Origin of the sequence: Flavobacterium sp. N3904, assembly GCF_025947305.1 — a bacterium.
Classification (GTDB): domain Bacteria; phylum Bacteroidota; class Bacteroidia; order Flavobacteriales; family Flavobacteriaceae; genus Flavobacterium.
Genome location: NZ_CP110009.1, coordinates 3,971,441 through 3,995,249, shown reverse-complemented (window position 1 = coordinate 3,995,249; position 23,809 = coordinate 3,971,441). Strand labels below are relative to the sequence as shown.

Here is a 23,809-nt window from a genome sequence, read left to right as displayed (position 1 = left end):
CTATTCACCCTTTCTTAAAATCCCCGCTATCCACATCTCTCAAAAACTGAATCACGCCTTTGAAATAGTTTTTCTGGTCATCGTATTGCGAAAGGTGGCTTCCGTTCGGGCAAAACAAAAAGCGTCCGTTTTGCACTTCGTGGGACATCCATTCCATGTGTTTGGGATCCATAGTATCGAATTTGGCACCAATCACCAGCGTAGGAACAGTAATCGTTTTGAGTCGGGCAGTGACATCCCAATCTTTTAATGTAGCGTTTCCGGTAATTCCAAATTCACTCGGGCCTTGCATGTACACATACACAGACGGGTTCATGTGCTTGAAAGCCCTGTTTATGGATTCTGGCCATTGATCAACAGGCATTCTCAGTATGTGTTCGGTATAATAATATTTGAACAGCAGTTCGGTGTATTTTGGGTTGGTGTAATCCTTGTTTTTTTCGAATGTTTTGATTTGGTCAAAAACAGCTTTTGGAAGTTTGGGTCCAAGAACTTCTTCGGCATATTTGTTGTACGCAGGTGCGCTGGCCATCATGTTGGAAATAATCAGTCCTTTGAGATTCTTTTGGTATTTCAAAGCATATTCCATCGCAAGGATTCCGCCCCAGGATTGTCCCAAAACATAAAAGTTGGTGTTGTCACAACCCAATGCTTTTCGAACCTGTTCTACTTCTTCGACAAAGCGTTCGTTGGTCCACAAACTATTGTCATTCGGCTGGTCACTGTAATAGGAACCCAATTGGTCGTAATAGATGTACTCAATACTTTCGTTTGGGAAATAGCCGTCAAAAGCTTCATACAGCTCATGCGTTAGACCGGGACCTCCGTGAAGCAACAATACTTTGATCGTTGGATTGTTGCCCACCGTTTTTGTCCAAACCTTGAAAGTGCCTTTTGGAGTGGTAATCAGAATCATTTTGATCCCGCCGGTAAACTGATCGTTTCTTTTGGCAAAACTCAGATAATTGGCTTTTACGCTGTCTTCTGTTTTTTCTTTACAGCCTGCCATTAAAAAGAGGCTGATGAAAAGGAGGGAGTAGATTTTTATTTTCATGTGATGTTTTTTAAGTGATTGTGAAGATAAGAAGTTTTTAAATACAAAAGTCCCGATAGTAGCTATCAGGACTTGTGAATTTTTGATTTAGTGGATTTTTATTCGAAATGACCGTATATTTTTATGTATAGGTTTTTGTAAATTTCCAATATAATTTTTCGTCTTAGTTTTAGGGTTGGTGTAAGGTGTCCGCCCTCAATGGACCACACATCTGGTGTTAATTCGAAACGTTTGATTTGTTCCCAATTTCCGAATTTTGGATTGAGATGATCAATTTCTTCCTGAATACGGGCAATTACTTTTGGATGAGCAATTACTTCTTCATTGGTTTTACCGACTTCAATTCCGTGTAGTTTTTCCCATTCTCTTATAAATTCAAAACTAGGCTGTATAAAAGCTCCAGGCATTTTTTCGCCATCACCAATTACCATAATCTGCTCGATAAAACGAGATTGTTTCATGGTATTTTCGATAATTTGAGGTGCAATGTATTTTCCTCCAGAGGTTTTGAACATTTCTTTCTTACGATCGGTAATGGTCAAGAATCCATTGGCATCAACATTTCCGATATCTCCTGTATGAAAATATCCGTCGATAATTGCTTCAGCTGTTTTTTCTGGATCTTTGTAATAGCCCATCATTACGTTTGGCCCTTTGCAAAGAATTTCGCCATCTTCAGCAATTTTAACTTCTACATTATCAATGGCTTTTCCTACGGTTCCTACTTGAAATCCTCTATTTCTCATGTCGTTTACAGTAATTACAGGAGAGGTTTCTGTCAATCCGTAACCTTCCATAACTGGAATTTCGGCAGCTGCAAAAACACGGGCTAATCTTTTTTGAAGCGCAGCACTACCGGAAACCATTAAATCCAAATTACCACCGAGTCCTTCTTTCCATTTACTGAAAATTAATTTACGGGCAATTTTTAATTGGAATTCATACCAAAATCCATTGGCTCCATAAGGCGCATAATGCAAACCTAAATTAATTGCCCAAAAGAAAAGTAGTCTTTTTATTCCTTTTAATTCTAAACCTTTAGCATAGATTTTATCATATACTTTTTCAAGAAGTCTTGGTACTGCAGTAATTACATTTGGTCTTACTTCTTTTAGATTGTCACTGATTTTATCAATTGATTCACCAAAATAGACGGAAACACCATAGTATTGGTATAAATATAAAATCATTCTTTCGAAGATATGGCAGATAGGAAGGAAGCTTAGTGCCACACTTTTTCCTGCTTCAAAAGGAATTCTTGGTGCGCTATTCAGAACATTTGACACAATATTGTTGTGCGAAAGCATAACCCCTTTTGGTCTTCCTGTAGTTCCCGATGTATAAATGATGGTCGCTAAATCATCCGCTTTTACATTGTTTTTTCTATCTTCAACAACATCCTGATTGCTTTTGTCTTCACCCAGTTTTAATAATTCGGTCCAGTTTCTGCAGCCTTCTATTTCATTAAAGCAAAATACTTCTTTCAACGAAGGAACATTCGCTTTTATATTATTTACTTTGGTTAGGACTTCAATATCTGAAACAAAAACGTAAATGGCTTCAGAATGATTTAGAATGTACTCATAATCTTCCTGAGCGATAGTTGGATAAATAGGAACGTTTTGCGCACCGGTTTGTAGAATACCAATATCCATGATGTGCCACTCTGTTCTATTGCTGCTAGATATAATAGCTATTTTGTCATTTTTTTGAATACCCATTCGCAGCAATGCTCTGGAAACAGTATTGGCATTATCAATATATTCTTGAGTTGAGGTTTTCACCCAAATCCCATTTTGCTTGGTTACTAAAGCATCTTGTTTGTCATAATTTTCTAACTGATAGTATGGAAAATCAAAGAGACGGGTGATCGTTGTCATCGTATATTTATTGGTTTAGGTCGCAAATTAAATAAAAATTATTAATATTTATTTTTTTTAGCATAATAAATATTAAAAATATAATTACAGAATTGACAATCAACGAAATCGATTTCTTAAAACTCCTAAAAAAAGTTATTTTATCTCAGTGTTTAATACGTTTCCTCCTTGTTTGGTGAATAATTGTCTATTAAATTCCATTTGTGAAGAGAGTCCTTAATTGAGTTGACCACTTTTTTGCCTATTACTTTATTCAGCACTACAAAAGAACCTATTTTTAAAAAGAAAAGAGTTGAGGAACTTAATTTGACAATATTTAAAATGATTTTTTCTACCCTATTTTTTATTGGCTTTTCATAAGCATTAATAAAATTTTCAGCTACTTTTGGCCAGTTGCCTCCACAAGAAAAAACGGGTAATGGAAATGAGTCGGTAGGAGTTTCTGGCTTGAAAATGGGTATGATTGGGTAGCTTCTTTTTCCGTCGGCACCTACAACTACATAAGCGCTTTTGTCTACTCCACTGTATCCTTCTGCAAATATTGGGTTCGCCAGCAAAGCGTCTTCCGGAATTGTAAAATACTTTCTCAAAAACATTTCACAATTGTATTTTCCCAAAAAATAATCATGAATTCTGAACTCTTTGTTCAAAAAACCACCAAATCCGCCCATTGTCCCGCAAGCTATTGCTTTTTCGCCAAAAAAATCTTTGAATATGCCATCTGTATCTTCTCTTTTTCGGGAGGGAGAAATTATAAATTGACTGGCATCATCCTGTTCCATTGCGCTACGGTAATTTATTGGCTTTGCACGCATTTGGGCTGTCATTGCCGAAAAGGTTTCAGATATAATATTGGTTAGGTTTTGGCTATAATCGAATTCGGTTTTATCCTGACTTGGGAATGGATCAATCATTAAGACCGTATTTTCGAAGTTTTTATGAAGAGAGTTAATCTCATTAAGAAACTCTTGTCTTTGATCCTTGTTCAGAGCATTATATGCGGCGCTTCTTTGCTCTATTGTAATTTCGTCCAGCAAATATCTCACTTTTTCGAAAGGTTCATTATTAATCATTCCTCCATCGACATTAAGTGTTTTTAATTTATTCTCGCTAACTGGAGTATTTTGAAAAATGTCCTTCAGCCATGGAATAGCATTGATATAAGTTGCCTCTCTTTCCAAAATTCTGGATTTGAGACCAACTGGAAATGCGCCTGTTGCCATTGCAGCATCTCTTGCTGTTTGTATAAAAGCTCCGGTTTTGAAATTCAAGGGCATCCATCCAGGGGTTTGAGGAGTTTGAGTATTTTCGTCATAAAGTTCAAAACAGGCATAGTCATTATGAACCGCCATATTGTATTTTTCTTTTCGAATCCCTCCGTTAAAATTGGTGTTGTAATTGAATCCGTTCAGGTTGGAGAGCGTGGTAAATACTTTTACAGGCATTTCAAAAAAGGAAGGCGCTATTTTCCAATTTAACGTATCTGATTTAAGCATTTTTGTTGCAATATCGTCTATAAAATTGGAGTTCAGTAACGAAACTACATTTCCAGATGAAATGTCTGATGTATCCAGCATTTTTTGAAACATGTCTTTGTCAACCAAGTCAACCCAACTGTGATAAAGTTTGTTTTCGGGATGTTCGTCCAGAAGATTGGTTTTATTGGGCAAAAGGACCGGTTTAATCTCATTATTTATGGTGCTGGCAGTCAATAAAGAAGTCATTCCACCAGCTGAAGCTCCACCCATTATTGGTATTACCACTTTGTGGTTTGGTACATTTGGCTGACCTTTTTTCTTTTCCCATTCATTCAAAGCTTCCATTAAATAATCCATTACACCTGCTGTATAGGCACCTGCAGATACTGCGCCCGCCATACATATTCCGATTCTGAAAGTCTTATTTTTCATATATAGTTGGTATTTAAATTTCGGAAATAAGTATCGCTATGATTATTTTTATTGGGGAGTTTGATTTAAAGTCATGGCGATTTTGACACTTTCTATTTTAAAAAAATGAATTAAAAATAAATAGCATTGTAAATGTAGTAATAATGCTTCATTAAAAAAATAAATTTTAAATATAAGTCTCTGAATGTTAGCGTTTTATTTAATTTTGTTAATTTACAGTTGATTTTTAGACAAAAAAAAACGCTCATTTTTGATGAACGCTTATCTGGATTTAATTTTTTTTGAATTAAAACTATTCGATATATTCTTTTACTCTTTCTCCCGAAATGAAAATTTTCTTTTTATCATAATGAATCGTAAATGACGTTTGGGTCCAGTCACTTTCTTCATTTTTGGATTTGATATTTTCGTCCTTTTTATACCAAAATGAATAGGAAGCGCTATTAAAACCTTCTTTGAAAATTGGAATTCCCGATTCCGAACATTCGATTCCCCAAATGATATTTTCTTTGGTAAGATCTTCATTCTGGATTGTTCCGGTACCGTCTTCGTTTAATAGAGTAACAGGTTCGAGTTGATTGACATAATTGTAGATTCCCGTTATTGGATAACCAATGACATTTTCTATATAAATGTCCTTGTTTTGTGCCACAATTTTTGTGACTTTAATTTGGGCAAAAGAATGTGTTGCATTTAATAAAAATGCGGTAAAGAGTAAAGTAATGATTCTCATAAATGTAGGTTAATTTGGTTTTTTTAAGACTAAATAGCAATGGGATATTGCCGGGCTAAATTTGGGTTTTATTATTCTAGAGCAAGATACAAACTGATTTTAAATAATAAAAATGACTAATAAATATAATCGTATTGATATAAATTACCTTCTAAAAATTCTTTGTTTCCGTTTGGTGAATAGAGATAGGATACTATTTTTTTTTCAGTGATATTGCCTTTAGTATCAAATTTGTAATTTATTACGGTTTCGTTATTTGGCAGTTTTGTTTTGTTATCTGTTGAAATTGTCAGAATGTTGATCAGTATGTTTTTTTCATATTTACAAACAGCCTTGTTGGTTATGATGCCTGATTTTAAACTGTAAATCTCTTTTATCAATCCATTAGAATCGTAAATGTACTTTGTAGTTAAATCTGTAGATTGGTAATCAATTTGCACAATTTGATTGTCATCATTGAAATGATAAAAATACTCGTTTCGGATGTTTTTCTTTCCTTCTGTCTGATCTTCTCCTTTGTATAAAATATTTTTCTTTTTTACATATTTATAATCAACTGTTGAAAAAACGGCTGCAAGATATTGATTGGTTAAATAGGTATCCGATGTGTCTTTGTTTTTTGATAAATCTGTAGTTTCAATATCGATATGTGAAATATAACCTTTGTTGGTGTAACTAAAAAAATATTTTTTGGATTGCGTATTGCTGTAATTTTGCTCAAACTCTTTCGTCAAGCCGTCTTTGTCAAATTTATAAATATTATTGGATAGTACAGAATCGACAATTTTTTTTCCTTTTGCATCTAAAGAGAATTTTTGCTCCTGCATTTCTTTTACATTTCCTTTTAAGCCTAAAGTTTTGGCATTGGATCCCAATAATTCTAGCATCGGATTCGCTTTCGATGTTTCGTCATTCACTTGCGAAAAAACGGGATTGATTAAAAGAAATAGACATAATGAGAAAATAGATTTGGTAAAATTATTCATAAGTGGGGCTTTTGATTAATTATGGTTTGAAGAGGGGAGTTTTTCATAAAAAAAACCCGTCGCAATAATTCTAAAGAGACGGGTTATAAAAGAAATAAAATTATAAAAATCCTATTTATTGGTATTGTCGATCCATTTTTTTGCATTTACAAAAGCTTCGTGCCACGGAGAAACTTCATCGTTTCTGTCTTTTGGATAATGTGCCCAATTCCATTGGAAAGTAGAACGTTCAATATGTGGCATCATTACCAAGTGACGACCAGTTTTGTCACACATCATTGCCGTGTTAAAATCAGATCCATTTGGATTGGCAGGATATCCTTCGTAACCGTATTTCCCAACTATGTTGTATTGGTCTTCAGCATATGGCAAATTGAATTTTCCTTCACCATGTGAAACCCAAACTCCCAACGTACTTCCAGCCAAAGTCGATAACATTACCGATTTGTTTTCTTGAATTTTAACGGAAGTAAAAATACTTTCGTGTTTGTGGCTTTCGTTATGAAGCATTTTTCCATGAACTTCATGTTCAGGATTTACCAGTTCTAATTCCATAAACAATTGGCAGCCGTTACAGATTCCAACCGATAAAGTATCTTCTCTTTTGAAGAAATTTTTCAGGGCTGTATTTGCTTTTTCATTGTATTTGAATGCTCCAGCCCAACCTTTAGCAGAACCCAAAACATCAGAGTTAGAGAATCCTCCAACAGCTCCGATAAACTGAATGTCTTCTAGATTTTCACGTCCCGAAATCAAATCGGTCATATGAACGTCTTTTACATCAAAACCTGCCAAGTACATTGCATTTGCCATTTCACGTTCGGAGTTGCTTCCTTTTTCTCGGATGATGGCTGCTTTTGGTCTTGGTTTTGAAGCGTCAATTACAGGTTTTTTTCCTGTAAAATGAGTTGGGAAAGTATAGTTTAATACTTGGTTTTTATAATTGTCGAAACGTGCTTGAGCAGTTCCGTTTTTGGCTTGTTTTTGGTCCAACAAGAAAGAGGTTTTGAACCAAATGTCTCTGTATTTTGCAATGTCTAATTTACAAGGACCAAAGTCTAAAGTAGCTTCGGTTGTTGCATTTCCTAATTTGAAGAATGATACTCCCTTTGCTTTCAATTTAGCTTCAACAGCTTCATCTGAATTGGCTTGGAATACAACAGCGATGTTTTCTGCGAAAAGATATTTGATAATGTCTTTTTCTTCAAAAACAGAGAAATCAATTTTAGCTCCTAAATTCACATCAGCAAAACACATCTCTAATAAAGTAGTGATTAGACCACCGCTTCCAATATCATGTCCAGCCAAAATTTGATTATCTAAAATCAATTCTTGAAGAATATTGAATGCATTTTTGAAGAAAACAGCGTCTTTAATTGTTGGCGCTTCGTTTCCGATTGCATTAAGTGTTTGCGCCAAAGAAGAACCTCCAAGTTTGAAATCGTCTTGGGACAAATTGATATAATAAATAGAACCACCGTCTTTTTGTAAAACAGGCTCCACAACTTTTCTAATATCAGTACAGTTTCCACCAGCCGAAATAATTACCGTTCCCGGTGCGATTACTTCGTCGTTTGGATATTTTTGTTTCATCGAAAGTGAATCTTTTCCGGTTGGAATGTTGATTCCCAATTCGATTGCAAAGTCAGAACAAGCTTCAACGGCAGCGTATAAACGAGCGTCTTCACCTTCGTTTTTACAAGCCCACATCCAGTTAGCTGAAAGAGAAATTCCTTTCATTCCTTCTTTTATAGGAGCCCAAACAATGTTAGACAAAGATTCGGCAATTGCAGTTCTTGTTCCAGCAACAGGGTCAATTAAGGAAGCAATAGGAGAGTGTCCAATTGATGTCGCTACACCTTCTATTCCTTGATAATCCAATGCCATTACACCACAATTGTTTAATGGCAATTGTAAAGGACCAGCACATTGTTGTTTGGCTACTTTTCCACCTACACAACGGTCTACTTTATTGGTCAACCAGTCTTTACAGGCAACTGCTTCCAATTGTAATACTTGCTCCAAATAAGTAGCAATATTATTTTTATCGTAATTTAAACCCCCATAGTTGTAATCGATGGTTTTGTCAGTCATTATTGTTTTTGGAGAACTTCCAAAGAAATCTTCCAAAGCATAATCCATTGGTTTTAATCCCGTAGTTTTAGATTCGAATGTAAAACGGTGGTCACCGGTTACGTCACCCACTTGGTACATTGGAGAACGTTCTCTGTCTGCAATTCTTTGTAGAATGTCGATGTCTTTTTTACCAATAACCAATCCCATTCTTTCTTGAGACTCGTTACCGATGATTTCTTTTGCCGAAAGGGTAGGGTCACCCACAGGTAATTTGTCCAAATCAATTAATCCTCCAGTTTCTTCCACCAATTCAGAAAGACAATTTAAGTGTCCTCCTGCACCGTGATCGTGAATAGAAACGATAGGATTGTTGTCGCTTTCTACCAAACCACGAATGGCATTGGCAGCACGTTTTTGCATTTCTGGGTTGGAACGTTGTACGGCATTTAATTCAATTCCTGAGCCAAAAGCTCCTGTATCTGCTGATGAAACGGCAGCTCCACCCATACCGATTCTATAATTTTCTCCACCAAGAATAACGATTTTGTCTCCCTCTTGCGGTTTGTGTTTGATAGCTTGATCTAATTTTCCGTAACCTATTCCACCCGCTTGCATGATTACTTTGTCGTAACCAATTTTGCGGTTATTTTCTTCGTGTTCGAAAGTCAAGACAGAACCTGTAATAAGTGGTTGCCCAAATTTATTACCAAAATCGGAAGCTCCGTTTGAAGCTTTTATCAAGATGTCCATCGGAGTTTGATACAACCATTTTCTTTCGGTTACCGCATCTTCCCAAGGACGATTTTCTTCCAAACGAGAATAAGAAGTCATATAAACTGAAGTTCCAGCCATTGGCAAAGAACCTTGTCCTCCGGCTAAACGATCCCGAATTTCTCCTCCTGATCCTGTAGCTGCTCCGTTGAAAGGCTCTACAGTTGTTGGGAAATTATGTGTTTCTGCTTTTAAAGAAATAACTGAATCAAATTCTTTTATTTCGTAAAAATCTGGTTTGTCGGCAGTTTTTGGAGCAAATTGCTGTACTCTTGGTCCTTTTACAAAAGCCACGTTGTCTTTGTAAGCGGAAACAATATCATTAGGATTTTCCTGAGATGTTTTTTTGATTAATTTAAAAAGAGAAGTTTCTTTTTCCACTCCGTCAATAACAAAAGTTCCGTTGAAAATTTTGTGGCGACAGTGTTCTGAATTGGCTTGTGAGAAAGCAAAAATTTCAGAATCCGTTAATTTTCGCCCTAATTTTGTTGCTAAATTATCTAAATATTCCACTTCTTCAACACTCAATGATAAACCTTCTGATTTGTTGTAGGCAGCAATGTCGTCAATATCTAAAATCGCTTCCGGTTGAATGTGAATGGTGAAAATATCCTGATTCAACTCGGTGTATTTCTGAGAAAGCATAGGATCGAAATCTTGGAAATCAGTTGTTACTTTTTGAAATTCTTCAATACGAATGATTCCAGCAATACCCATGTTTTGGGTGATTTCTACCGCATTGGTACTCCAAGGGGTAATCATAGTGGCTCGAGGACCAACAAAAAAATCCGACAAAACGGATTTTTCTACTTTATTTGCGTCGGCAAAAAGCCAGTTGAGTTTTGAAATGTCTTGAGCCGAAATTTCGTTTTGCGTCTGTACTGCAAAAACAGTTTTGCTTTGGTTTTCAAAGAAATGGATCATTGTTGTGTAGTTTGTTGTATTGAACGGTGCAAATTTAGTTTAAATATATAGTAAGAGCAAATGTGAAAAGCAAAGTCTTAAAAAAATAATTAACTAAAAACAGAACACAGATTTTACCAATTTGCCCGAATTTTTTATAAAAAATGAAATTCAGTGAATTCGTATCGGACTTTTAATCTTATAAAATTTATTTAGGAAATGGTTTATCCTGATAAGCACCTAAGTCTGGTGGCAATGTTCTCAAATTTCCAACAATGTCAAATGGAATTAAATAAGCCGAATTTCCTTTTGCGAAAGCGGCAGAAGTATCGTCAATATTGAATTTGTTTAAATTGGGATTAAAGAATTTTGGATCTTTGTTTAGAATGATGGCATTATAATGAACAGGATCAGTATCGAATTGATAATCGGGATCTTTAGTCTTGTTGGATTTAATCAGGCAATTGTTGAATTGGTATTCGAAAGTTGCTCCTGTTTTCTTATCCAAAAGCATTTCATTGGAATACGAACCATAAATAATGCAATTGTTGAATGTTGCCTCAGTTAGGTCTTTAGTCTCTGGAATTGCACCGGTACTGTAATTGCTAATGTATATTGACAGCTGTTCTGGACTCGACCAATTATTATTAAAAGTACAATTGGTGAATTTATAATTTCCGCCATAAGTACAGGCTAAACTGGCTTCACCCACATAATTAACGACTATATTTTCTCCCACAATTAATGCATTTTTGGCTTGAATTCCGTAATGAGTACAGTTGTAAATTTGGGTATTTTTTACAGTAACAGTTGTGCCGTCATTGCCCTCGATCAATAATCCAACAGTTGCGTTTTTCAACGTAAGATTCTGAATTTTGTTATTGGTGCTTCCCTCTTGTAACCAAATAGTTCCCCACTGTCCAGGAACATAGGCAAAATCAGGTTGTTGGCGATCACCTCCAAAAATCACTTCGTTTTCTAATTTATCAGTGGTTGATGTTGTTCCATTAATTTGTATTGAAGAGTTTTTAGATACAATAAGACCCGAATCGGCATGAAAATAAACCCTTGCTCCAGGATCAAAAGTTACGGTTTGGCCTTCGGGAACGGCGGCATAGCCATAAATAACATAGGCTTTTTTATTGGTAAAAAGCAGCTCATTACCATGGATAGGATCGTTTTTGTCCAAATAAAATCCATTTATTTTTTTATCACCAATTGGGAGGGTTTCTGTGGTTCCATCGGCATTGCGATTGGGATATAACAAAATGGCATCTTGTACCAAGGTTACTAATTCTACTTTTTGAAGATTGTCGCCACTGTCAAATTCAATTTGGTCGGTATATAAAAATTCGGTTGGAGTTGTAGCGTCACTTTCTACTGTTGTTTCTATAAAAATATACAGACTGTCTTTTGCTAATAGCGTAACATTTTCGAACATTTTGCCTTGGTTTCCTTGAGAACCATCAACAGTCATTCTGTATTTTGAGTTTAAACCGTTTTTTAATTTTATTATTGGAACCGTAATATCGTTTTTCGAATGATTGTATACTTTTAGTGTGTAAGTGCTTGAACTTAAATTAGTAAAAACGGTATCCAAATAAACAGTATCTTTTGAAAAAGTCAAATCACCTGTGCTGGCTACAGTTTCAAAATCGGAACGACAGGAACAGAAAGAGAGCATGATTCCGATTAAAATTAATAAGGTGATCCGATGCATTTGAATTTATTTTTTTGTAAAAATAGGAATAAATTAGATTTTTAGGTTTGTCAAGGAGATTAGATTTTAGTTTCTTTAGTATTTCATTTTTTGAATTGTCAATTTAGCGTATTTTTACACTCTTTAAAATCAAGATATGGTAATAGATAAAGATAAAATGCTCGAATATTGCAACGACTTTTCCAAAAACACTTTGATGGAAACACTGAATATCGAGTTTATAGATGCAGGCGAAGGATTTCTTGTTGCCAAAATGCCTGTAAATTCGTCAGTACACCAACCTATGGGATTGTTACATGGAGGCGCTTCGGTGGCTTTGGCCGAAAGCGTGGGAAGTGCTGCTTCCCATTTTTTTATTAATGATAAAGACCAAGAAGTGCGTGGTATCGAGATTTCTGCCAATCATTTAAAAAGTATCCGAGAAGGAATTGTCTTTGGAACGGCCAGGATTATTCATAAAGGAAGAAGCCTTCATCTCTGGGAAATTAAAATCACAGATGAAGAAGGGAATTTAATTTCGCTTTGCAAATTGACGAATATGGTTTTGACGAAAGAGAAGAAATAATTATGAATGATTTTTTTAAAAAAGTGATTCAGCAACAAGAGCAAAATTTGCCTTTTGTTTTGTATTGCAAACCCAATTCGGATTCCATAATTGGTATGTTTCAGCAGAATGATACTTTGTATACTGTTGTTGATTTTACTGAAAGTGGTTTTGTTTTTTCTTCATTTGACGGAAATAAAAATTTTTTAATTCCTGAAAAGCAATCTGAAATAAAGCATTTTGTATTTGAAAAAAAAGACAATATCGAAATTGAAAAGGGATTTGTTTCTCCAAATGAAAATATCAAATCAGATTTTGAATTACTGGTTGCCAAAGGGATTCAAGAGATTGAAGGGAGCAAATTTGAGAAAGTGGTTTTGTCTCGAAAAGAAATTATTGCAGTTCCTGATTTTGATTTAGTTGTAACTTTTGAAAGATTGGTGAGTTTGTATCCAGCGACTTTTGTATATTGTTTTTTTCACCCGAAGATTGGAATGTGGATGGGAGCTACACCAGAGCAATTAGTAAAAGTAGAAGGAGATACTTTTAAAACCATGGCTTTAGCTGGTACGCAAAAAAATACTGGTTATGAGGAAGTTGTATGGCATGATAAAGAAAAGAAAGAACAGCAATTTGTAACTGACTTTATTGTTTCTGAATTGAATAAAGTTTCAAAGTCTATTTTGGTTTCCGAGCCCTACAGCATGAAAGCGGGAAGTATTTGGCATATAAAAACTGATATTTCGGCGCAATTGAATTCTACTCGCAATTTGAAAGAAGTAATTGGTTTATTGCATCCGACTCCTGCGGTTTGCGGTTTGCCAAAATTGGAATCCAAAAAATTTATTTTAGACAATGAAAATTACGAACGTACTTTTTATACTGGCTATTTGGGCGAATTGAATTGTATTTTTTCATCAGATTCAGCTAGTACAGATCTTTTTGTTAATTTGCGTTGTATGCAAATTGAATTTGGTTCTGATGTTGAAACAAAAGCCAATTTATTTATGGGTTGTGGAATAACCAAAGACAGTATTCCCGAAAAAGAGTGGGAGGAGAGCGTCAATAAATCGATGACAATGAAGAGAGTTTTGTAGATTACAGATTTTATAAAAAACAGAAAACAGAAAACAGAAAATAAATGAAATTAGATATACTAGCTTTTGGTGCACATCCAGACGATGTAGAATTGGGATGTTCCGGGACAATCTTAAAAGAGATTTCTTTAGGAAAAACTGTTGGAATTATAGATTTAACACGAGGAGAATTGGGTACTCGTGGCTCTGCCGCCATTCGTGATCAGGAAGCAAATGATGCTGCGAAAATATTAGGTGTTTCTGTTCGGGAGAATTTGAACATGCGTGATGGTTTTTTTGTAAATGACGAAAAACATCAATTGGAAGTTATAAAAATGATTCGCAAATACCAACCCGAGATTGTATTGTGTAACGCAATAGATGATCGGCATATCGATCACGGGAAGGGAAGCAAACTGGTTTCTGATGCTTGTTTTTTATCTGGTTTGTTAAAAACAGAAACGGTTCTTGATGGAGAAATTCAAAAACCATGGAGACCCAAATTGGTATATCATTATATTCAGTGGAAAAACATAGAACCTGATTTTGTAGTGGATATTACAGGGTTTACAGATGCCAAAATAGAATCTATTTTGGCCTATCGTTCTCAATTTTATGATCCAAATTCGAAAGAACCAGAGTCGCCAATATCCAGTAAAAACTTCTTGGAAAGCCTTAATTACCGTTCGAGGGATTTGGGGAGACTAACAGGCGTAGAACATGCCGAAGGTTTTACTGTAGAAAGATGTTTGGCAGTCAATAGTTTAAGTGATTTGAGGTAAAATTGTTTAATTTTTTTTAATTTTTTGTTTGCAGAAGTAAACATTTGTTCTATATTTGCAACCGCTAAGCGCAAATGGTGATTGTAGCTCAGCTGGTTAGAGCATCGGTTTGTGGTACCGAGGGTCGCCGGTTCGAACCCGGTCATTCACCCAAAAGTCAAAAGCCTTGAAGTAATTCAAGGCTTTTTTTGTGGGGTAAAGTTTCGTGATGAAATAATTATTAATTTCTTAATTTAAAATAAATTAGTTTTTGTTAAATTGCTTGTAATTAATCAATTTAAAAAAAAAATAATATTTATGGGGACTTTTTTAATTAGTAAAAGAAAAAATGATGAATTTCAGTTTGTGTTAAAAGCGGCAAACGGACAAGTTATTCTTGCCAGTGAGGGCTATACAGCCAAAGCATCTTGCGAAAATGGAATCGAGTCCGTGAGAAAAAATTCTCAAGTAGATGCAAGATTTGATAAATTGGAAGCCAAAAACGGAAAACCTTATTTTAATCTTAAAGCAACTAATGGTCAAATTATTGGAAGTAGCGAAATGTATGAATCGGTTGCAGCACGTGATAACGGGATTGAATCTGTAAAGAGAAATGCTCCCGATGCAGATGTAAAAGAAGATTTGTAATAAATTATAATTATTTCACAAAAAAAAAGCCTTGAAGAAATTCAAGGCTTTTTATAAACTAATTCGTTTTTGAAGGATATGATAAATTTTGTTCCTTCATTAATTTTGCTTTCGACTTCAATTTTGCCTCCTAAACTGGTAATATGATTGTTTACTAAATAAAGTCCGATGCCTTTACTGTCAATATGGTTGTGAAATTTTTGATGCAAGCCGAAAATTTTGTCCTTTACAATTTCCATATCAAAACCTAGGCCATTATCCGAAAAAATTAACTGATCAATTCCATCTTTTTTTCTTGAATAAATGGTAATAATTGGTGCACAACCCGGTTTGGAATATTTAATCGAATTGGTTATTAAATTCAGGAAAATGCTTTCTAAGTATTCTTTATTAAAGTTGATTTTTTCTAATTCGGAAACATTGATATTAATGGTGGCTTTCGACTTTTGTATCAAGGTGCCTATCGAACGTATTACAATGTCTAGAGAGGCATGTAAGTCTAATTCCTCAGCGTGAATAATGGCATTGTCCTTAAGTATTAAAATGTCTATATAATCGTTTAAAGCTTGTTTCAAACTTTCGCTGGTTGTTTTCAGCATTTCAATAAATTGTAATGTTTCGGTATCTTCAATTTTAGAAATATCTAAAAGGCTAAAAATGGAAAGTAGATTATTTACAGGTGATCTCAAATCATGGGAACTGGTGTAGCTTAATTTTTTGAGCTCTTTATTTGTTTGTGTGAATTTCGCGAGAAGTAAATTTCTTTCCTCTTCTAGTTTTTTATTGTGTGTTATATCTTTAGCGACGGCATAGACTAATTTTTCATTAGCTATTGGCATAGATGTCCAGGATAGCCATACAATATCGCCGTTCTTTGTCAAGTATCGGTTTTCAAAATTTAACAACGGTTTATTATTAAGGAGTTCTTTTCGAACTTTTGCTGTATAATCTTGGTCATCATTATGAACAAACCAGTTTATGGGTTTTGAAAATAATTCTTCATTGGTATAGCCTAATAATTGTGAAACGGCTGGATTTATTTTTTTGAAAAAACCATCAAATCCTGCTATGCATAACAAGTCAGCTGATAATTCGAAGAAATGTTCGAATATATAGTTGTTCTCCAAATTTGGAACTGAATTGTGTTTTTCTGTCATTGTCAATAAGATTGGTAGTGTTCTTTTATTTCAATTAAAAAAAAATCACTTTTGTTTTGAAAACCATTGCAAGTTAAACAATAAAAAAAAATACTGTAAAAATTTGAAGTTTTTTTGCGCAAATTAAAATTTTGTTTAAGCAGATATTTTTGGCTTTAGACTAAAACAACAAAGAGCTTTGAATTTTTCAAAGCTCTTTATTGTTTACGAGGTAAACGGTAATTAATGGAATTGTATCAACCGAATTACAGAATTGGTTTGTCAACCACAATTCTGTCAGGTCTGTTGGCCAAATCCCATGCAATTACAAATGCGAGTTGCGCTCTTTTGGCTAAAGCATCAAATTCAATTTTGTCAACTTCGTCTGTTTTTTGATGATAATCTGCGTGTACTCCATTGAAAAGGAATACGGCAGGAATCCCGTGTTTAGCAAAATTATAATGATCGGAACGCTCGTAAAAATGGTTTGGATCTTTGGGGTCATTAAATTTAAAATCTAAATCTATTTTTGTGTATTTATCGTTTTGAGCGACTGTAATGTTATGCAAATCACTAGACAATCTGTCTGCACCAATTACATAAACGTAATTATTGGTATTGGCATGTTCTACATCACGACGGCCTATCATGTCTATGTTTATGTCAGCAATTGTATTGGCAATAGGGAACAAAGGGTTTTCTGAGTAAAAACGGGAACCATGCAAGCCATGTTCTTCGCCGGTTACATGAAGAAATAATATAGAACGTTTCGGGCCATGACCCGCTTTTTTTGCCTTTTGAAAGGCTTCAGCAATTTGAAGAACTGCAACTGTACCGGAGCCATCATCATCTGCACCATTATAAATTTCTCCATTTTTGATTCCAACATGATCATAATGTGCCGAAATTACGAGTATTTCATCTGGTTTTTCAGAACCTTTAATAAAAGCCCAAATATTTTCAGAATCAGGTAGGTTTTCATTGCGTTTCGCATTAAGATAAGCTGCGGGAATGGGTTGGTAGTAATTTTTCGCCCCTGTAGGAAAAGAAATTTTACTCTTTTTATACTGACTGATAAGGTATTTGCCTGCTTTTTTTTGCCCTTTGGATCCAGTATCGCGACCTTCCATTTCATCAGAAGCAACGATGGTGAGTTTGGTTTTTAGTTTCTCCGCCGTAATGGAGTTCATGAATTTTGTTGGGTCGTCGTTATTGACGGCTTTCTTTTGGGCAATACAAGAAAGTGTTGTAAAAATTACAAGTAAGGTTAAGACTTTTTTCATTGATAAATTAAAATATTAGGGTTTATTTTTTTAGTGTTTCGTTAAGGAATAATTTTAAATGTTCCCAAGAACGTTTGGCCGCTTTTTCATTATAAGCTGCCCCTTTGGAATTGTCTGTTCCCGATTCTGGATTGGTGAAGGAATGCACAGCATTAGAATAATAAATCATTTGCCAGTCGGCCTTTGAGTCCCGCATTTCTTTTTGGAAATTCAAAATTTCTTCGGTAGATTCGTATGGATCATCTGCACCATGACAGACTAGTATTTTTGCCGTAATGGGTTCTGTTGTACGAAACTCGTCTTTCCCTAAACCACCATGAAAGGATACAGCACCTTTTACATTGAGATGACCGCGGGCTGCTTCAAGTGCTCCAGTTCCTCCAAAGCAATACCCAATAACAACAATATTATCTGGATTGGCTCCTGCTGCAATTAGTTGTTGTAAGGCTAAGGAGATTCTTTTTTGATAAGCTTCGAAGTTTTTTTTGTAATACCCAGCATTATTTCCTGCTTCGTTATTGTCTTTGGGATAATTTCCTTCACCGTAAATATCAGCTATAAAAGCATAATATCCCATTTTTGAAAGTTTGTCAGCAGTATCTTTAGAGAGGTTATCAATACCTTTCCAAGCGGGCAATATTAAAACACCGGGTTTCTCGATACTCTTCTTTACAGGAGCTATCTTGAAACCATTTAGAATCTGACTTCCATCTTTGTATTGTACCGGTTTTAATTGTGCAAGTAGCTGATTTGTAATTAATACCATTCCGAAAATTATAAATTTTAAGTTTTTCATGGCTTTCTGTTTTTACAAATATCTGAATAATAATGATATAAAAAAAACCTCGAAAGTGATATCTTTTGAGGTTGTATTTTGTTTGTAAAAAGGCTTTTTTTTGAAATAGTATTTTTTCAAGTAAAAATATGTTAAAAACTTATGTTTCGTTTAAAAGCGCAACCCAGTTCTATTAAAGAATCGGTTTTAGCGATGCCGGGAATATTGTCAATTTGTTCATAAAGTAGTTTTCTCATATGTTCATGATCTTTTGCAATCATTTTTATATACAGCGTGTAAGAGCCAGTTATAAAATAGCATTCTGTTACTTCGGGAATGTTTTTTAGGGCCTCAATCACTTTACTCGAATCTTGGTCTTTTTTTAATGTAATTCCTGTAAAAGCTCCCCAATCGTAGCCTATTTTTTTTTCGTTCAAAGTGGGTTTAATTCCAGTAATAATTCCATTTTCCATCAAGCGATTGATGCGTTGATGCACCATTGTATTTGATATTTTTAAGTTGGATGCAATAGCCGAAAACGCCATTCTTCCGTCTTTTTCAAGTTCTTTTATTATATTAATATCAAATTCATCTAATATTTCCATTTTTACGTTTTTTAAAGTTAAAATCACTTTTTTTGGAGTTATAAAAGTAATTCTTTTTTTATTGATATTTTTCAGTATAAAGATGCTTAAATGTTAAATTAAAAATATGACTTAATTTTTGTTTAAATAAAAATATTTTTATTTAAAATTGTTATATTTAAGTCAAAAATAAGTTTTTTTAGCTTAAAAATAAAAATTTTAATTACTTTTGTTTTTCAAATTTTAAATAAGAACTAATCATGTCACATACAACACAAGAACTTTCTTCCAAATCGGAAGTTTTAATTGAAAAAGAAAACAAATATGGAGCTCATAATTACCATCCGTTGCCGGTTGTTTTGGAAAGAGGTGAAGGTGTTTTTGTATGGGATGTTGACGGGAAAAAATATTTCGATTTCTTATCGGCTTATTCGGCTGTAAATCAAGGACATTGTCATCCAAAAATTGTAGGTGCAATGGTAAAACAGGCTCAAACATTGACATTGACATCACGTGCTTTTCATAACGATCAATTGGGAGTATATGAAGAATATATAACTAATTATTTTGGTTTTGATAAAGTGTTGCCAATGAACACAGGAGCAGAGGCTGTAGAAACGGCTTTGAAATTGTGTAGAAAATGGGCGTATGAAGTAAAAGGAATTCCGGAAAATCAAGCACAAATTATTGTTTGTGAGAATAATTTTCATGGAAGAACGACCACTATTATTTCATTTTCCAATGATGAAAGTGCTAGAAAAAGTTTTGGTCCTTTCACTGAAGGATTTGTAAAAATTCCTTACGATGATACCGAGGCTTTAGAAAATGTTTTGAAATCTTCAAAAAACATTGCGGGATTTTTGGTAGAACCCATTCAGGGTGAAGCAGGAGTTTATGTACCTAGCGAAGGTTATTTGGCCAAAGCCAAGGTGCTTTGCGAAGCGCATAATGTATTATTTATAGCCGATGAGGTACAAACAGGAATTGCGAGAACTGGTAAATTATTGGCTGTGCATCATGAAAATGTTCAACCGGATATTTTGATTTTGGGAAAAGCAATTTCAGGTGGTGTTTACCCAGTATCAGCAGTATTAGCCAACAATGAAATCATGAATGTGATCAAACCAGGGCAACACGGATCTACTTTTGGTGGAAATCCTATTGCTGCTGCTGTCGCTATTGCTGCGCTAGAAGTGGTGCGTGAGGAAAACTTATCTGAAAATGCAGAGAAATTAGGAATTCAATTAAGAAAAGGGCTTAATGAAATTGCAGAAAGAAACCCGTTAATCGAATTGGTTCGTGGAAAAGGTTTGTTGAATGCTATTGTAATCAACAGTGGGGAGGAATCTGATTTGGCTTGGGATATCTGTCTCCGTTTTAGAGATTACGGATTATTGGCAAAACCTACTCATGGTAACAAAATCCGTTTTGCACCACCATTGGTAATCACAGAAGCTCAAATCCAAGAGTGTTTGGCTATTATCGAAAGAGCATTAAATGATTTTAAATAAGAATCTAAGTTTCTAAGAGTCTAGTAATCTAATAATCTGTTCATGCAAAAGTCTATTAAAATAATAAAAAACCGTTCGGATATTGGGGCTGGTACTCGCGGATCTGATATGGGTATTGATGCTATAGAAATTGCGGCCATAAACAAGAATAGTGAGTATTTTAATGAATATGAATTTGAAGATGTAAAAACGCATAACGAGTCCATTTATGATAAATACCGTAGTTCGGTTGCCAAAAGGATTGAACATGTGGTTGAACAATGTTCTCGCGTGTGTAACAGCGTAAAGAAGAATTTAAGCAATAATTATTTTCCCATAGTTTTATCAGGTGACCATTCATCTGCATTGGGGACTATTAGCGGTATTAAAGCGGCATATCCTGACCAGACAGTTGGCGTTATATGGATTGATGCCCATGCCGATTTGCATTCGCCTTACACTACGCCATCCGGAAATATTCACGGAATGCCATTGGCGGCTGTTCTTGGTAATGATAATTTAGATTGCCAAGTCAATGACGTAGCCAAGGATACTCAGGCTCATTGGAACGAAATGAAAAATATTGGTGTTAATGGCCCAAAAGTATTGGCTGAATATTTAGTCTATTTTGGAGTCCGGGATACCGAAGAAGCAGAAAACAAACAAATAGAAAAACTCCAAATTCGGAATTATAAAGTTGATGAGATTCGCTATAGAGGTCTAGAAACTTGTGTCGACGAAGCATTGGCTAAATTAGCACATTGCGATGTTTTGTATGTTTCATTTGATGTAGATTCGATGGATTGTGATTTGATTTCGTTTGGAACAGGAACTCCTGTTTCAAGAGGATTTGATCAATATGAGATTATTGACATTATAAATCAAATCATTCAATCCAAAAAAGTGGTATGTATTGAAGTTGTTGAGGTAAATCCGCTTTTGGATACCAAAGGAAACAAAATGGCCGAAACTGCTTTTGAGGTTTTGGAAGCCATAACGGCAACACTTATTTTGCCTATTGAATAATTAGTTTAAGAATAATAATTTGCCCAAAATCTCAAGTTTTGGGCTTTTTTTTGTCTAATAGTCAAAAGTATTTTTTCCAGAACAAATAATAAGGAAATTTTGTTTACTCAATCTTTTAAATACTTACATTTGCATAAGTATTTTTACTTAGTTGTAAAAAAACGCTTCATACATTATATCATGATACAAATTAATAAACCAAAGTTGACAATTGTAGGAGCTGGACCGGGTGATGCTGAATTGATTACCCTTAAAGCAATAAAAGCATTGGAAAATGCCGATGTTGTCTTGTATGACGCCTTGGTTAACGAAGAGTTATTGCAGTACGCCAAACAGGCTGAAATTATATTTGTTGGAAAACGTTTTGGTTGTCATGCATACAGTCAAGATCAAATTAATGATCTTATTGTTTCTATGGCTCAAAAATATGGGCACGTTGTTCGTTTAAAAGGCGGAGATCCTTTTGTTTTTGGAAGAGGAAGTGAGGAAATAGATTTTGCTCAGCAATTTGGAATAGAAACTGCCATTGTTCCCGGAATATCATCTGCATTGGGTGTGCCGGCTTGCAACGGAATTAGTCTGACGCAAAGAAAGGTCGCCGAGAGTTTTTGGGTAATTACCGGAACCACTTCCGATCACAAACTTTCTAAAGATGTGGCTTTGGCTTCACAATCTTCGGCTACAGTTGTTATTTTGATGGGAATGAATAAACTGGAGGAGATTGTTGTTTTATACCAAAACAATAGAACCGATGATTTACCAATTGCAATTATCCAAAACGGCACAAAAACAACTGAAAAGAAAGTGATTGGAACCATTAGCTCTATTACTACTTTGGTCAAAGAGAATGAAATTGCCTCTCCAGCTATTATCATAATTGGCGAAGTGGTGAAAAATGCTTCAGCAGTAAAATCTTACGTGAAAAATAAATTGTCAAAGGATCTGTTTTTGGAAGAGGAATTTGTTTTGCAAAATCTTGATAGTTTGGGATTTTGATTTTAAAAATAATATTTTAGTTTAAAGTGTAACAAAGTGTTATAATTTCTGTCATACTATCGAATATAATAGAAATTTAGTATGGAAAAAAAAGTTTTAGGTCTTTTTGCCTTAAGTTTAGTTTTTTGTTGCGCTGTTGAAGGGCAATCGATTGATAAAATAATAACTACCAAAGAAGTTACCCGAATAGAGAAAGTACTTTCTGCAGACGATATGCAGGGGAGAAGAACTTTCACTCCCGGTATTGACAAAGCATCGGCTTTTATCGAATCTGAGTTTAAAAAAGCGGGATTGCAAACCTTTATGGGAGCACCCAATTTTAGACAAGAGTTTACTATGACGGAGTCTAAAGCAAAGTCTTCAAAAATTACTATTGACGGGAAAGAAATTGATAATGCGAAAGTGGTTACTTTCTCTTATCAGCCGCAAGTTTCGTTGACGGAGAAAAGTGATATAGCCGTTGTAAGAATCAACAAAGGAGATAATTTGGGACAAAAATTTAATGAGTATTACAAAAGTGACAAAAGTTATTTGGTACTTGTTGATGCTTCATTTGATAATGTGTTGCCCAATATTCAACATATTGATAGAATCACGTCCAATCCTGGTAATAATACTATTTTATTTGTTTTTGGGGTTGCAGAAGCAACTACTTTTTCAGTTGAATTAACCAATACAATCTCCAAAAAATCATTAAATAATGTAGTAGGAGTGTTGCCTGGAAAAAGCAAACCGGATGAATATGTGATTTTTTCTGGTCATTATGATCACCTTGGCGTTGGTTCTCCAGAAGAAGGTGCGCCTCATCCAGCAACCGATTCTATTTATAATGGTGCCAATGATGATGCTGCAGGAAGTACAGCAGTAATTATTTTGGCCAACTATTTCAAAAAACAGAATAATAACGAACGTACTATCATTTTTACCACATTTGTAGCAGAAGAATTGGGTGGTTTTGGCGCCAAATATTTCTCTAAACAACTTCCTGCGGATAAAGTGATAGCCATGTTCAATTTGGAAATGATTGGAACCGAATCAAAATGGGGAAAGAACTCTGCTTATATTACGGGATATGAAAAGTCGAATATGGGAGAAATTTTGCAAAAGAATTTGACTGGTACTGCTTTCAAATTTTATCCCGATCCGTATCCGGAACAACAATTATTTTACCGTTCAGACAACGCTACTTTGGCCAAATTAGGAGTTCCAGCACATACCATTTCGACATCAAAAATGGATAGTGAACCCAATTATCATACAGCCGATGACGAAATTGAGACCTTAGATATTGACAACATGACCGAAATAATCAAGGCTATTGCTTTAAGTTCCTCTTCGATTATAAGCGGAAAAGATACACCATCAAGAGTTGATAGTTCTCAGTTGAGGTAAATCCAGAATAGTAATGCAAAAGTCTCAAAATTAAAAATTTGAGACTTTTTTTGTTTGCAAACGTT

Annotated in this window: 19 protein-coding genes and 1 tRNA gene; 9 read left to right on the top strand and 11 right to left on the bottom strand. The window is 34.8% G+C overall.

Annotation, left to right across the window (positions count from 1 at the left end):
* Window positions 1-4: 4 nt before the first annotated feature.
* From OLM57_RS17000 to OLM57_RS16970, 7 genes are all read right to left on the bottom strand, one after another.
* Window positions 5-1,054: a proline iminopeptidase-family hydrolase gene (locus OLM57_RS17000; protein ID WP_264564878.1), complete on the bottom strand. Its 1,050-nt coding sequence runs from the start codon at window positions 1,052-1,054 to the stop codon at window positions 5-7.
* A gap of 98 nt (window positions 1,055-1,152) precedes the next feature.
* A complete protein-coding gene (locus OLM57_RS16995; RefSeq protein WP_264564877.1) occupies window positions 1,153-2,934 on the bottom strand; it encodes an AMP-dependent synthetase/ligase in 1,782 nt (593 codons plus the stop codon).
* A 152-nt stretch (window positions 2,935-3,086) separates the two neighbouring features.
* The gene (locus OLM57_RS16990) at window positions 3,087-4,844 is read right to left on the bottom strand and encodes a patatin-like phospholipase family protein (RefSeq protein ID WP_264564876.1); all 1,758 of its coding nucleotides are present in this window, start codon (window positions 4,842-4,844) and stop codon (window positions 3,087-3,089) included.
* Window positions 4,845-5,136: 292 nt separating this feature from the next.
* Window positions 5,137-5,577 carry a hypothetical protein gene (locus OLM57_RS16985; RefSeq protein ID WP_264564875.1) on the bottom strand — a complete coding sequence of 147 codons (441 nt, stop codon included), beginning with the start codon at window positions 5,575-5,577 and terminating at the stop codon, window positions 5,137-5,139.
* 116 nt (window positions 5,578-5,693) lie between these two features.
* Window positions 5,694-6,563, bottom strand: a complete 870-nt coding sequence (locus OLM57_RS16980) for a hypothetical protein (protein ID WP_264564874.1) — start codon at window positions 6,561-6,563, stop codon at window positions 5,694-5,696.
* Between the two features lie 111 nt (window positions 6,564-6,674).
* Window positions 6,675-10,334: a phosphoribosylformylglycinamidine synthase gene (purL, locus tag OLM57_RS16975; protein WP_264564873.1), complete on the bottom strand. Its 3,660-nt coding sequence runs from the start codon at window positions 10,332-10,334 to the stop codon at window positions 6,675-6,677.
* 187 nt (window positions 10,335-10,521) lie between these two features.
* Window positions 10,522-12,033, bottom strand: a complete 1,512-nt coding sequence (locus OLM57_RS16970) for a right-handed parallel beta-helix repeat-containing protein (RefSeq protein WP_264564872.1) — start codon at window positions 12,031-12,033, stop codon at window positions 10,522-10,524.
* A 136-nt stretch (window positions 12,034-12,169) separates the two neighbouring features.
* Between OLM57_RS16970 and OLM57_RS16965 the strand changes: the two genes are divergently transcribed.
* The 5 genes from OLM57_RS16965 (at window position 12,170) to OLM57_RS16945 (ending at window position 15,062) form a co-directional block, all read left to right on the top strand.
* Entirely contained in the window at window positions 12,170-12,598 is a 429-nt protein-coding gene (locus tag OLM57_RS16965; protein WP_264564871.1) for a PaaI family thioesterase, read from the top strand.
* The gene (locus OLM57_RS16960; protein WP_319800254.1) at window positions 12,556-13,674 is read left to right on the top strand and encodes a chorismate-binding protein; all 1,119 of its coding nucleotides are present in this window, start codon (window positions 12,556-12,558) and stop codon (window positions 13,672-13,674) included. Before OLM57_RS16965 ends, OLM57_RS16960 begins: the two co-directional genes overlap by 43 nt.
* 44 nt (window positions 13,675-13,718) lie before the next feature.
* Complete coding sequence (bshB1, locus tag OLM57_RS16955) at window positions 13,719-14,435, top strand: bacillithiol biosynthesis deacetylase BshB1 (RefSeq protein ID WP_264564870.1); 717 nt, start codon at window positions 13,719-13,721, stop codon at window positions 14,433-14,435.
* A gap of 76 nt (window positions 14,436-14,511) precedes the next feature.
* A tRNA-His gene (locus tag OLM57_RS16950) sits at window positions 14,512-14,587 on the top strand.
* A gap of 145 nt (window positions 14,588-14,732) precedes the next feature.
* Entirely contained in the window at window positions 14,733-15,062 is a 330-nt protein-coding gene (locus OLM57_RS16945; protein ID WP_264564869.1) for a YegP family protein, read from the top strand.
* A gap of 41 nt (window positions 15,063-15,103) precedes the next feature.
* On the opposite strand, the gene OLM57_RS16940 is transcribed toward OLM57_RS16945, so the two are convergent.
* The 4 genes from OLM57_RS16940 to OLM57_RS16925 all read right to left on the bottom strand — a co-directional run bounded on the left by OLM57_RS16940 (window position 15,104) and on the right by OLM57_RS16925 (window position 18,861).
* A complete protein-coding gene (locus tag OLM57_RS16940) occupies window positions 15,104-16,219 on the bottom strand; it encodes a PAS domain-containing sensor histidine kinase (RefSeq protein WP_264564868.1) in 1,116 nt (371 codons plus the stop codon).
* 245 nt (window positions 16,220-16,464) lie between these two features.
* On the bottom strand, window positions 16,465-17,481 hold the full coding sequence (locus OLM57_RS16935) for a M28 family peptidase (protein ID WP_264564867.1): 1,017 nt from the start codon (window positions 17,479-17,481) through the stop codon (window positions 16,465-16,467).
* A gap of 22 nt (window positions 17,482-17,503) precedes the next feature.
* Window positions 17,504-18,277, bottom strand: coding sequence for a dienelactone hydrolase family protein (locus OLM57_RS16930; protein WP_264564866.1), 774 nt, complete (start codon window positions 18,275-18,277; stop codon window positions 17,504-17,506).
* Between the two features lie 131 nt (window positions 18,278-18,408).
* The gene (locus tag OLM57_RS16925; protein WP_264564865.1) at window positions 18,409-18,861 is read right to left on the bottom strand and encodes an Lrp/AsnC family transcriptional regulator; all 453 of its coding nucleotides are present in this window, start codon (window positions 18,859-18,861) and stop codon (window positions 18,409-18,411) included.
* Between the two features lie 239 nt (window positions 18,862-19,100).
* Here OLM57_RS16925 and rocD point away from each other — a divergent pair, with 239 nt between their 5' ends.
* The 4 genes from rocD to OLM57_RS16905 all read left to right on the top strand — a co-directional run bounded on the left by rocD (window position 19,101) and on the right by OLM57_RS16905 (window position 23,744).
* A complete protein-coding gene (gene rocD / locus OLM57_RS16920) occupies window positions 19,101-20,351 on the top strand; it encodes an ornithine--oxo-acid transaminase (protein ID WP_264564864.1) in 1,251 nt (416 codons plus the stop codon).
* A gap of 42 nt (window positions 20,352-20,393) precedes the next feature.
* On the top strand, window positions 20,394-21,356 hold the full coding sequence (gene rocF, locus OLM57_RS16915; protein ID WP_264564862.1) for an arginase: 963 nt from the start codon (window positions 20,394-20,396) through the stop codon (window positions 21,354-21,356).
* 180 nt (window positions 21,357-21,536) lie between these two features.
* On the top strand, window positions 21,537-22,352 hold the full coding sequence (cobA, locus tag OLM57_RS16910) for a uroporphyrinogen-III C-methyltransferase (protein WP_264564861.1): 816 nt from the start codon (window positions 21,537-21,539) through the stop codon (window positions 22,350-22,352).
* An 81-nt stretch (window positions 22,353-22,433) separates the two neighbouring features.
* Window positions 22,434-23,744, top strand: coding sequence for a M28 family peptidase (locus OLM57_RS16905; protein WP_264564860.1), 1,311 nt, complete (start codon window positions 22,434-22,436; stop codon window positions 23,742-23,744).
* The last annotated feature ends 65 nt before the right edge of the window (window positions 23,745-23,809 follow it).